Here is a 12588-nt window from a genome sequence, read left to right on the forward strand (position 1 = left end):
CCCCCGATGAGCACGACACCCACTCCCGCCGCCGGCTCCGTCTCCGCCAGCGGTCCCAGGCCGTTGACCGACGTCGTCACCGAGGTCCGGGCGACCGACCCCGCCCGCATCGGCCGGGTGCTGGCCCAGCGCCCCCGCGCCGACCTGTCGGGGGCCGGCCGCCTCATGGTCATCGCCTGCGACCACCCCGCCCGCGGGGCTCTGGGCGCCGGCGAGCGGCCTCTGGCGATGGCCGACCGTGAGGACCTCCTCCAGCGCTGCGTGACGGCGCTGTCCCGCCCCGGCGTCAATGGCTTCCTCGGAACCGCCGAGATCATCGAGGACCTGGCGCTCCTGGGCGCCCTGGACGGAAAGCTCGTGTGGGGCTCGATGAACCGGATCGGCCTCCAGGGGGCCTCCTTCGAGATGGACGACCGCTTCGGCGCCTACGACGCCGAGGGCATCGAAGCCTCCCACCTCGACGGCGGCAAGATGCTCACCCGCATCAACTACGCCGACCCCGCCAGCGCCGCGACCCTGAAGGCCAGTGCCGAGGCCATCGACTCCCTGTCCGAGCGCGGGCTGAACGCCATGATCGAGCCCTTCATCTCCCGGTGGGAGGACGGGCGCATCATCAACGACCTCAGCGAGGATGCGGTCATCCGCTCCATCTGCATCGCCCAGGCACTGGGCCGCAGCTCAGCCCGCACCTGGCTCAAGCTGCCCTGCGTGAGCGAGCCCGCCTCGATGCGACGGGTCATGGCCTCCACCTCTCTGCCCAGCCTTATCCTGGGCGGCGAGGTCTCCGCCGACCCCGAGGCCACCCGGGCCTCCTGGGCGGCCGCTCTCGAGCTGCCGGGCGTCAGGGGCCTGGTCGTGGGCCGATCCCTGCTCTACCCCCGCAACGACGACGTCGAAGCGGCTGTCGACGCCGCCGTCGCCCTGCTGTGAGCGCCTGACGCACTCGGAGGATAGACGCCCCGCGCTTCGCCGATCGGCCCCGGCCGGGCCGCACATACGAGACAATCCGCACCAGTACCAGGAGCCGAAGGAGCACCACCATGGGTCACACTGACCACCCCGCCCAGCCCGAGACGTCGGGCCAGTCCCGCTACGTCATCCGCGCCGGCGAGCTCGCCCACGACACCTACGAGCTGGACCTGACCCCCGAGCGGGCCGGCTGGGAATGGTCCTCCCTGCGGGTGGTGGCACTCGCCCCCGGGGGCAGTCTGACCGTGCCCGCCGGAGAGCACGAGTACCTCGTCCTGCCCCTGTCCGGGGGCTGCGGCGTCCAGGCCGGTGGCGAGCGCTTCGAGATCGCCGGGCGCGACTCGGTCTTCACCGACATCACCGACTACGTCTACGTCCCCCGCCGTACCGAGGTGACCCTCACCAGCGCCGGGGGCGCCCGCATTGCCCTGCCCGGGGCCAAGGCCACCGCTGACAAGCCGCTGCGCTACTGCCCGCGCTCCGAGGTCGGCACCGGCCTGCGCGGCGCCGGCCCCTCCTCGCGCCAGGTCAACAACTACGCCCTGGGCAACGAGGTGGAGACCTCCCACCTGCTGGCCTGCGAGGTCCTCACCCCGGGGGGTAACTGGTCCTCCTACCCGCCCCACAAGCACGACGAGCACACCGAGGTCGAGCGGGTCCTGGAGGAGATCTACTACTACGAGGTCCGCTCCGGCGAGGGCGACGCCGAGGGCTTCGCTCTCCAGCGCATCTACCCCTCGCCCGGCCACGACATCGACGTGTGCACCGAGGTGCGCGGCGGCGACGTCGTCGTCATGCCCTACGGCTACCACGGGCCCTCCGTGGCCGCCCCCGGCTACGACCTCTACTACCTCAATGTCATGGCCGGTCCCGCCGAGGACTCCGTGTGGCTCATGACCGACGACCCCCACCACACCTGGGTGCGCCAGACCTGGGAGGGTCAGGAAGTCGACCCGCGCCTGCCCATGACCCCCATGAACGACGAGAAGAACGACTAGTCGCCCGCCTTTCGATCCCGCTACCCGAGCACCCGAGAAGAGCAGAGAAGAACCACGATGAGCAACGAAGCCTACGCCGGCACGATCCGCCTGACGGTCGCCCAGGCCACCATCCGTTTCCTGTCCAATCAATACTCCGAGCGCGACGGCGTCGAGCAGCGCCTCATCGCCGGCGCCTTCGGCATCTTCGGCCACGGCAACGTGGCCGGCATCGGCCAGGCCCTCCTGCAGAATGAGATCGCCCGCGCCGACGACGAACAGGAGATGCCCTACATCATGCCCCGCAACGAGCAGGGGCAGGTGCACGCGGCCGCCGCCTTCGCCAAGACCACCAACCGCCTCCAGACCTACATGTGCACGGCCTCCATCGGCCCGGGCTCCCTCAACATGGTCACCGGTGCCGCCCTGGCCACCACCAACCGCCTGCCGGTGCTGCTGTTCCCCTCCGACCAGTTCGCCACCCGCGTCCCCGACCCCGTGCTCCAGCAGCTGGAGGACCCCACCAGTCTGGACGTGAGCGTCAACGACGCCTTCCGGCCGGTCTCGCGCTTCTTCGACCGCATCAACCGCCCCGAGCAGCTCATCCCCTCGCTGCTGAGCGCCATGCGCGTCCTCACCGACCCCGCCGAGACCGGCGCGGTCACCATCGCCATGCCCCAGGACGTCCAGGCCGAGGCCTTCGACTGGCCCGTGGAGTTCTTCCGCAAGCGCGTGTGGCACGTGCGCCGCCCGGTGCCCGAACCCGCTGCCCTTCAGCGCGCCGTCGCCCTCATCAAGTCCGCCAAGCGGCCCCTCATCATCGCCGGCGGAGGCACCATCTACGCCGGCGCCAGTGACGAGCTGCGTGCCCTGGCCACCGCCACCGGCATTCCGGTGGGCGACACCCAGGCCGGCAAGGGCGCCATCAACTTCGACCACCCCGGCGCCGTGGGCGGCGTGGGATCCACCGGCTGCGACTCCGGCAACCACATCGCCGACAAGGCCGACCTCATCATCGGCGTGGGCACCCGCTACTCCGACTTCACCACGGCCTCCAAGACCCAGTTCAAGAACCCCGACGTGAAGTTCGTGAACATCAACGTCGCCCCCTTCGACGCCGCCAAGGAGAGCGCCGAGATGGTCGTGGCCGACGCCCGCGAGGCTCTGGCCGCCCTCACCGAGGCGCTCGCGGACTACCACGTCGATGAGGCCTACTCCGCCGAGATTGCCGCAGAGAAGGAGGCCTGGCTCAAGGCCACCGAGCGCTGCTACCACCTGAACCACGGGCCCCTGCCCGCCCAGACCGAGGTCTTCGGCGCCCTCAACGAGCTCATGGGGGAGGAGGACGTCGTCATCAACGCCGCCGGCTCCATGCCCGGCGACCTCCAGGCCCTGTGGCAGGCCCGCAGCCCACTGCAGTACCACGTGGAGTACGCCTTCTCCTGCATGGGCTACGAGGTTCCCGCCGCGATGGGCGTCAAACTCGCCCGACCCGAGGCCGAGGTGGTCTCCATCGTGGGCGACGGCACCTACCAGATGCTCCCCATGGAGCTGGCCACCGTGGTCCAGGAGAACATCAAGGTCATCTACGTCCTGCTGCAGAACTACGGCTTCTGCTCCATCGGCGCCCTGTCGGAGTCCCGCGGCTCCCAGCGCTTCGGCACCAAGTACCGCCAGCGCGGCGAGGGCAGCCACCTGGCCGACGAGCAGGTCATCGACGGCGTCAACATCGCCGTCAACGCCCGCTCCTGGGGATTGGACGTCCTCGAGGTCCACACCATCGAGGAGTTCAAGGAGGCCTACCGCCAGGCCGAGGCCTCCGACCGTCCCACAATGATCCACATCGAGACCGACCTCTACGGCCCCAACCCGCCCGGGTCGAGCTGGTGGGACGTCCCGGTCTCGGGCGTCTCCGCCCTGGAGTCCACCCAGCGCGCCTACGAGGACTACCAGCGCGACCGCAAGCCCCAGCGTCACTACCTGTAAGGGCACTTACTACCTGGCTACCTGGAGGGATCGCAGGTAGGACGCGGAAAGGCGTGCAGCTCCAGCGCCAACCGCAACGGCGGGGTCCACGGCAATCAAAGTCGTGGACCCCGCCGTCCGCCTCGGTACGCGTACGTAAGCTTCTGGCTGGGGCCTCGGGGTGTCGCCGGGGGGCGCAGGGGAGACCCGGGAAGATCACGATGTGGCCAACACCCCCATTATGTTCTGACAAAATGACGATTTCTGCCGCCTAGGACGTTAGGCTGGGGGCACATGCAAGGCGCTGGGCGCCCGACCGGCCCTCCACTGAGACCTTGGTCGGGGTTGTGCCCGGTTAACCCCATAGGCGGGGACGGGCCCGCGAAACCGACAATCAGGAGTCGATAACGATGAGAACGATTGCGCACTGGATCGACGGAAAGCCCTATGAGGGCACTCCGATCGGCCGTTTCGCCGTCGAGAACCCGGGAACCGGTGAGGTTGAGGCCGAGCTGCTCCAGGCCTCCGACGCCGACCTTGACCACGCCGTCGAGGTGGCTCGCCGCGCACAGAAGGAGTGGGCCAAGGTCTCCCTGGCCAAGCGCACGGAGATCATGTTCCGCATGCGCCAGCTGGTCCTGGACCACCAGGACGAGATGGCCAAGCTGATCGTGGCCGAGCACGGCAAGAATTACTCCGACGCCGTCGGCGAGATCCAGCGCGGCCGCGAGACCCTCGACTTCGCCACCGCCATCAACGTGGCCCTCAAGGGCGAGTTCTCCTCCGGCATCTCCACCGGCGTAGACATCCACACCCTGCGCCAGCCGGTCGGCGTCGTCGCCGGCATCTGCCCCTTCAACTTCCCGGCGATGGTGCCCATGTGGATGCACCCCATCGCCATCGCTACCGGTAACGCCTTCGTGCTCAAGCCGGCCTCGGCCACCCCCTCGGCGGCGCTGCTGACGGCCGAGCTCTACAAGGAGGCCGGCTTGCCCGACGGCGTCTTCAACGTCGTTTCCGGCAACCGCACCATGGTCTCCAAGGTCCTCGAGCACCCCGGCATCGACGCGATTTCCTTCGTGGGCTCCACCCCGGTGGCCCACATCGTCCAGAACACCGGCGTCACCCACGGCAAGCGCGTCCAGGCCCTGGGCGGAGCCAACAACCACGCCATCGTCATGCCCGACTCCGACCTGGACTTCGCCGCCCAGCACATCTCCGCCGCCGCCTTCGGGGCCGCCGGCGAGCGCTGCATGGCCCTGCCCGTCGTCGTGGCCGTGGGCGGTTGCGGGCCGGACCTCGCTCGCCGTGTCAAGGCCCACGCTGAGAAGATCAAGGTCGGCTACGGCATGGACGAGGGCGTCGAGATGGGTCCGGTCATCGACGCCAAGTCCAAGGAGTTCATCACCGGTCTCATCGACGACGCCGAGTCCCGGGGCGCCGAGATCGTCCTCGACGGTCGTCCGCTGGTGATCCCCGGTCACGAGAAGGGCCACTTCCTCGGCCCGACCATCGTCGACAACGTCCCCCTGGAGTCCTCGCTCTACACCGAGGAGGTCTTCGGACCGGTGCTCGCGATCGTCCACGCCGACACCTATGAGGAGGCCATCAAGCAGGTCAATTCCTCGCCCTTCGGCAACGGGGCGGCCATCTTCACCAACGATGGCGGCGTGGCACGCCGCTTCGAGCTCGACGTCGAGGCCGGCATGGTCGGTATCAACGTGCCGATTCCGACGCCGGTGGCCTACTACTCCTTCGGCGGATGGAAGGAGTCGCTCCTGGGCGACACCCACATCCACGGTCCCGAGGGCGTGCGGTTCTACACCCGCGCCAAGGCGGTCACCAGCCGCTGGCCCTCGGAGAAGACCTACGCCGCGACTATGTCCTTCCAGCGCGAGGAGTAGGCGCGACCGCTCCGCCACCCATCGCCGCGGACGCACCACAGGCCTCAAAGACTGATCCTGCAGGGTCAGTTCGTAAGTCCTGTGGTGCGTCCGCGTACTGTAACGGAAGGGGGGCGGTTGGCTGGGGGTACTTGTCTCATCCGCCAAAGGTCAGACATCTTTGTTAGTACAAAGTCCTAGGCATTTGGCCGCCGGGGGCGTACAGTGGGTGTCACATCCGAAACGATTCGGAGATCGCCTCACGAAGGAGACAACGATGTCCAAAGCCGTCAACACCAACGACCCCAAGTACTCCAAGCTCACCATCGGCGTCTGCCCTGACCAGTGGGGCGTCTGGTTCCCCGAGGACCCCAAGCAGATGGACCCCCGTCAGGCCTGGGAGGAGATGGCCGAGGCTGGCTTCGAGGTCATCGAGACTGGCCCCTTCGGCTACTTCCCGACCGACCCCAAGGAGCTCCAGAAGTGGTGCGACGAGTTCGGCTTGAGGGTGGTGGCCGGTACCGGCTGGGGCATCCTGCACAAGCAGGAGGCCTGGGAGACCACGCTCAAGACCTTCCGCGCCATCGCCGAGACCCATGCCGCCGTCGGCGCCGAATACATCGTCCACCTGCCCCCGCTCTACCGCGACGACAAGACCTGGGAGTGGACCGACGACCGCGTCCTGTCCGACGACGCCTGGAAGCTCTACGTCGAGCATGCCAACGCCCTGGGCCAGATGCTCCTGGATGAGTACGGCCTCAAGATGGTCCTCCACCCCCACGGCGACTCCCACATCGAGACGCCCGAGGAGATCGCCCGCATCTTCGACGCCACCGACCCGACCTACGTCAACCTGTGTCTGGACTCCGGGCACGTCGTCTACGGCGGCGGCGACCCGGTCGAGTTGTGCCGGAAGTACCCCGAGCGCATCACCTATGTCCACATCAAGGCCTTTGACGAGGACATCACCCGCGAGGCCCACGAGAAGGACTGGCCTTTCGGTGAGGCCGTCACCAAGGGTGCCTCGGTCTGCCCGCCCGCCGGCCTGCCCGAGATGCACGAGTTCGTCGACGCCTTGGCGGCCCTGGACAAGCCGATCTACGCGATCTGCGAGCAGGACTGCTACCCCTGCGACCCCTCCTTCCCCAAGCAGAACGCCATCAACATGCGCACGTACCTGGCCGAGTGCGGCCTGGGACTGGCATGAGGCCTCCTGCCACTCGACTTGGCCGACCTATCACTGACCCCACCTCAACGAGGAGACACATCATGACTGTACGCATCGGACTCATCGGCGCTGGCGGTATGGGCCGCGCCCACCTGGCCCGCATTGCGGGTGTCCTGTCCGGCGGCGAGATCGTCGCCGTGGCCGACATCAACCACGACGCCGCGGTCTCGGCCGCGGAGCCCTATGGTGCCAAGGCCTATGACAGCGCCGATGAGCTCATCAACGATCCGAACGTCGACGCCGTCCTCATCGCCACCTTCGGCAAGGTCCACGCCCCCGACGTCATCAAGGCCATCGAGGCCGGCAAGTACGTCCTGTGCGAGAAGCCCTTGGCCACCACCGCCGAGGACTGCATCGCCATCATGGAGGCCGAGCAGAAGGCCGGCAAGAAGCTCGTCACCGTGGGCTTCATGCGCCGCTTCGACGTCGCCTACAACGAGATGAAGAAGGTTCTTGACGACGGCGAGAACGGCCAGGCCCTCCTGGTCCACAACCGTCACCGCAACCCCACCGTGCCGGAGTCCTACACCTCGCGCATGGCCATCGACGACACGGCGATCCACGAGATCGACACGATGCGCTGGCTCCTGGGCGAGGAGATCGTCAAGGTGCGCGTCGAGCGCCCCAAGTCGACCACTCACCGCTTCGACCACCTCATCGACCCGGTCGTCGTCGTGATGTACACCGAGTCCGGCGTGCGCATCGATGACGAAGTTAACGTCAACCTGCAGTACGCCTACTCCATCGAGTGCGAGCTCGTGCTGGAGACCGCCGCGGTGAGGCTGGGCGACCAGGAGCGGATCCACATCCGCGACATCCACGGCGACCGCAACGCCATGTGCCAGTCGCACATCGACCGCTTCGAGGCCGCCTTCAACCGCGAGGTGCAGGAGTGGATCAACGCCGTGGCCCGCGATGAGCACACCGGCTCGACCTCCTGGGACGGCTACGCGGCCACCTCCGTGGTCGACGCGGCGGTTGCCTCGCTGGAGGACGAGTCCTCGCCGATGGTCGACGTCAAGCTCATCGCCAAGCCCGCCTTCTACGCCTGACAAGCCTCCCCGTCGTCGTCTCTCCTGGCGCACGGCTGCTGCCGGGGCGCTCGCGATTGCTGCGTGTTCGCCAGCGCTCCGGCAAGCTCACCGGGCAGACGGCGACGGGGTCCGTCCACCTCGTTCGTCCCGGGAGGCGCTCGGTCCCGCCTCCCGGGACGACGACTATTCGGCGGCAGGAAGGGGAACTCCCAGACGTCGTCGCAACGATTGAAAACTGCCGCCCTCAACCACTTCCCCCGACGCAATTGTCATGACATTATGGGTGTTGTCGACATAGCCGTCGGCACCTGAGAGGAGACTTCCTTGGTAGACATCGCCCTTGACCCGAACATGTACTACCGCACCATGCCCACGGTGCGAACCCTTGACAAGGCGGCCGAGCTGGGCTTCGAGTACGTCGAGCTCTCGCCCAACGCGGACTTCCACTTCTGGCACCACCGTCCCGCCGCCGACGACGCCTTCGTCGCCGAACTCAACAAGGCGCAGAAGGAGACGGGCGTGAAGGTGCGCACCCTCAACCCCGTCTTCAACTGGTCCTCGCCCGACGAGGAGGAGCGGTGCGCCCAGGTGTCCAACTGGCGGCGCCTGCTCGAACTGGCCGACCAGATTGACGTCCGGGAGATCACCTCGGAGTTCTCCGGGGACCGCAACCAGGCTCGCCGCAGTGAGGAGCAATGGTTCCGTTCCATCGAAGAACTCATCCCCGACTTCGAGCGCTACGGCATCCGCCTCAACATGGAGGCCCACCCCTACGACTTCGTCGAGCTGCACGACCCGGCCCTGAACCTCGTGCGCGCGGTCAACAAGGACTGGATCGGGTACGAGTTCTGCTGCCCGCACGCCTTCCACCTCTCCGACGGCGTTGGTGACGTCGAGCGCATGATCCGCACCGCTCACGAGGCCGGCAAGCTGCGCGAGGTCCACATCGCCGACGGTTTCAACCACCGTGCCAACGACGGCAACCGCTACATCATCAACCCGCCTGGCGCTGATGTCACCGTCCACCAGCACAACGAGGTCGGCAACGGTGAAGTCGACTGGGACGCCGTCTTCTCCACGCTGCGAGACATCGGCTTCGACGGTGTGCTCTCCGTGTGCGTCTTCGGCTGGCACGAGCACGCCGATGACATCAACCGCCGAGTGCTGGCCCGGCTCCACGAAGAGCTCGGCTGACCCTCATCGGTTCTCTCCGTTCACTATGAGGACCGCCCATGCTGCCGGCTCCCGCTCCTGCGCTGCGGGGCGGTGACCGGCGGACCGGGACTCTCGGTCCATCCAGCAGCGCCTTTTTCGCCTCCGCCAACGACGGCGGACGACCCAAGGAGTTCCATCCATGTCCACACCATTGAATTCTGCGGCGCAGTACACGCCGGAGAAGATTCAGGAGCTGGTCGACCAGACTCCCGCCTCGGGTCCGAAGCGCTCGCTCGGACTCATCGCCCTGGTCGCCACCCTCGGCTCGCTGCTCTTCGGCTACGACACCGGAGTGATCTCAGCCGCGCTGCCGTATATGTATCTGCCTCACGACGCCAGTGGCCTTCAGATTAACTCGGTGGAGGAAGGTCTCGTAGGGACCTTCCTGTGCCTGGGCGCCGCATTGGGCGCCTCGGTCGGCGGCAAGCTTTCCGACAAGTACGGGCGTCGCCACAACATCACGCTCCTGGCCGCCGTCTTCTTCTTCGGCGCACTGGGGTGCACCTTCTCGCCGAACATCTGGATCCTCTACTTCTTCCGCATCGTCCTGGGCTTCGCCGTCGGCGGCGCCTCGGCGACGGTCCCGGTCTTCCTCGGTGAGACGGCCCCCAAGCGCATCCGCGGAACGCTCGTGGCCGTGGACCAGATGATGATCGTCTTTGGCCAGTTCCTCGCCTTCTCGATGAACGCGGTCCTGACCCAGATCCACGGTGGTCCGGAGGTCACCGTCGCCAAAGACGTCGTCAACAATTCCGGCGAGGTTGTCGCCAAAGCGGGCGAGACCGTCTCCTGGGAGTCGGTCCAGCACCTGGCCAACGTCGCCGTCGAGTCCGGTAACGGTACGACCTGGCGCTACATGCTTGTGCTGGCCTCGCTGCCGGCCATCGCGCTGTGGATCGGGATCCGTCTCATGCCGGAGTCCTCGCGCTGGTACGTCGCCAACTTGCGTATCGCCGAGGCCATCGGAGCCCTCAAGCGCGTGCGCGATGAGTCCAAGGACGGCCCCATCGCCGACGAGATCGACGAGATGCTCGAGGTCCAGCGCAGGGAGGCCAGCCAGGAGAAGTGGGGCCTGGCCCAGATCCTGGGCGTCAAGTGGACCCGGCACCTGCTCATCATCGGCATTATCCTGGGCCTGGCGGACCAGCTCACCGGTATCAACACGGCCATGTACTACACGCCCAAGGTGCTCTCCGCGGCAGGTCTGCCCATGAGTGACGCGATCTCCCTCAACGTCGTCTCCGGATTCATCTCCTTCGTGGGATCGGCGGTCGGCCTGTGGCTGGTCACCAAGTTCGCCCGCCGGCACGTGGGCATCTACCAGGAGGCCAGCATCGTGGTCTCCCTGGGGCTCTTGGCCGCGGTCTTCTTCTTCCTCATCCAGCCCTATCAGGATGCCGACGGCAACATCAAGGGCGCTCCCACCTTCGCCCCCTACCTGGTGCTGTTCATCGTCTCCCTGTTCGTCTTCGCCAAGCAGTCCGGAACGGTCACCTGGGTCCTCGTGGCGGAGATCTTCCCCGCCAAGGTCCGCGGCACGGCCATGGGGCTGGCGGTCGGCGCTCTGTGGGTCGCCAACGCGATCGTCGCCCTGGTCTTCCCCATCATGATGGAGAAGCTCGGGGGAGCAGGCACCTACCTCATCTTCTGTCTCATCAACGTGTTGTCTCTCATCTTCTACATGAAGTACGTGCCCGAGACGAAGTACCACTCCCTGGAGGAGCTCGAGGAGCGCTTCGAGAAGGAGTTCAGCTGACTCACTCGGTCAGGGGGCTGAGACAGTGTTGACTCGGTGACAGGCCGTCGGGTTGGTGGGCCCGCCAGGAGCGGATTGAAGCCGACCGCCCGGTTCTGACACACTGTCTCAGCTCCCGTCCGACGTCGTCAGCGTCAGCTGATGCCACATCTGAACAGACATCTACACACAATGCCGCCCATGACGTACACGGTGACCGGTCCATGACCCCGCATCCGCCGCGCAGCGCGCCACCCGCCCCGGTTCGCCTCCGCCTGTACGCATGGGCGGTAGGCCTGTTCCTGGGGGCTCTCGAAGGGGCTCTCGCCATCGGGGTTGCGGGCGCCCGCGGAGGCGCCCTGCCGCTCGTCGGCGTCGTCGGTGCGGCGATGGTTCTGGGGACCGTCGCCGGCAGGCCCCTCTCCCGGCACCTGGGCCGCAGGCGAACCGGCCTGGTCATGGCCGTGCTGGCCGCGGCGGGAGCGGGACTCGCAGCAGGGCTCGAGGGTATCCCCGTCCTCATCGGAGCCGGCCTCGCGGGTCTGGCCTCGGGCGGGATGCTCGTCGTGGCTCCACTGGTCTGCCACGAGCTCTCCCTACGCGGACACAAGCGCCTCATGCCGCAGGTCATGGCCCTCGGGCCCGCCGGAGCGGGCGTGGTGGCACTAGCGGCCTGGTGGAGTCCAGCGCGAGTGCCCGCCGCCTGGGGGGTGTTCGGGGGTGCCGCGCTGATCTACCTGGTCTGCGTCCTGCGTCTTCCCGAGAGTCCGGTCTGGCTCGTGGGGCAGTGCCGGGATGTCGAGGCCTTTGAGGCGCTGCGCCGCCTGCACGGAACTCTGGAGGCCTCCGTGGCCATCGACTGGACCCGCCTGGATGCCGAGATGCTGGCCGAGCAGCAGGCACTGACCCCCGCCGACCTGCGGGTGCCCCAGGTGCGTAGCGCCGTGCTGACCGGAGCTGTGCTCATCCTGGCCCAGGAGGCGCCGCTGGGGGCGGCGGCTCTGGTCCTCGCTCCGCTGGTTGTGGCCGATCTCGGCCTCGGCTCGGGTGCGATCGCCGTCAGCGCCACGACCTGGGTGGGGTGGACGCTCCTCGCCCTGGCGCTGGTGACCCGGGTCGAGCGGTTGCGCTTCCTGCGCGTGGTCCTGGGCGCTGTTGTGGCCGTCCTGGGGGCGACCTTCCTGGTCGTCGGTATGTCTCTCGGGGGAGCGGCGGGCGCCTGGATGATCGTCATCTCATTGACGATCCTCGTGGCCAGTCAGTCGGTGCTGGTCTTGCCGGCCTGTCAGGGGGCGATCGACCCGCGGATCCCGCCGTGGCTGGTCGAAGCCCAGCGAAGAGCCTCGGCGACCGGAGGGGCCCTGGCGCGCGCGGGCGTCCTCATCGCTGCGCTGCTCGTCGTGGTTCACCTTGGGATGCCAGTCCTATACTGGGCGGCCTTCGCGCTGTCGCTGGTCAGCGCCGTCGTCGTGCTCCTGCGGCTGCCGCGGGAACTGAAGGTCTGAGAGGACGGGTATGAAGGGTACCCGCGACCGGATTCCGAGAATCCGACTTCAGACCTATAATTTGTCAGGACAAATGT

At 67.4% G+C, this 12588-nt stretch carries 9 protein-coding genes; all 9 read left to right on the plus strand.

What is annotated here, in order from left to right; genetic code table 11:
- Positions 1-6 precede the first annotated feature (6 nt).
- On the plus strand, positions 7-930 hold the full coding sequence (locus FK256_RS11540; protein ID WP_141424843.1) for a Cgl0159 family (beta/alpha)8-fold protein: 924 nt from the start codon (positions 7-9) through the stop codon (positions 928-930).
- Between the two features lie 110 nt (positions 931-1040).
- Positions 1041-1967 carry a 5-deoxy-glucuronate isomerase gene (gene iolB / locus FK256_RS11545; RefSeq protein WP_141424844.1) on the plus strand — a complete coding sequence of 309 codons (927 nt, stop codon included), beginning with the start codon at positions 1041-1043 and terminating at the stop codon, positions 1965-1967.
- 57 nt (positions 1968-2024) lie between these two features.
- Positions 2025-3932 carry a 3D-(3,5/4)-trihydroxycyclohexane-1,2-dione acylhydrolase (decyclizing) gene (gene iolD / locus FK256_RS11550; protein ID WP_141424845.1) on the plus strand — a complete coding sequence of 636 codons (1908 nt, stop codon included), beginning with the start codon at positions 2025-2027 and terminating at the stop codon, positions 3930-3932.
- Between the two features lie 389 nt (positions 3933-4321).
- Positions 4322-5815, plus strand: coding sequence for a CoA-acylating methylmalonate-semialdehyde dehydrogenase (locus FK256_RS11555; RefSeq protein ID WP_021609679.1), 1494 nt, complete (start codon positions 4322-4324; stop codon positions 5813-5815).
- A gap of 256 nt (positions 5816-6071) precedes the next feature.
- Entirely contained in the window at positions 6072-7001 is a 930-nt protein-coding gene (locus FK256_RS11560) for a sugar phosphate isomerase/epimerase family protein (RefSeq protein ID WP_141424846.1), read from the plus strand.
- 62 nt (positions 7002-7063) lie between these two features.
- Complete coding sequence (locus FK256_RS11565) at positions 7064-8074, plus strand: Gfo/Idh/MocA family protein (protein ID WP_141424847.1); 1011 nt, start codon at positions 7064-7066, stop codon at positions 8072-8074.
- A 306-nt stretch (positions 8075-8380) separates the two neighbouring features.
- Positions 8381-9250 carry a sugar phosphate isomerase/epimerase family protein gene (locus FK256_RS11570; protein ID WP_141424848.1) on the plus strand — a complete coding sequence of 290 codons (870 nt, stop codon included), beginning with the start codon at positions 8381-8383 and terminating at the stop codon, positions 9248-9250.
- A gap of 160 nt (positions 9251-9410) precedes the next feature.
- The gene (locus FK256_RS11575; protein WP_141424849.1) at positions 9411-11027 is read left to right on the plus strand and encodes an MFS transporter; all 1617 of its coding nucleotides are present in this window, start codon (positions 9411-9413) and stop codon (positions 11025-11027) included.
- A 203-nt stretch (positions 11028-11230) separates the two neighbouring features.
- Positions 11231-12511, plus strand: a complete 1281-nt coding sequence (locus tag FK256_RS11580; RefSeq protein ID WP_021605549.1) for an MFS transporter — start codon at positions 11231-11233, stop codon at positions 12509-12511.
- Positions 12512-12588: the final 77 nt, after the last annotated feature.

The sequence above is a fragment of the Actinomyces johnsonii genome (genome assembly GCF_006546835.1).
In the GTDB taxonomy this organism is placed as follows: Bacteria; Actinomycetota; Actinomycetes; order Actinomycetales; family Actinomycetaceae; genus Actinomyces; species Actinomyces johnsonii.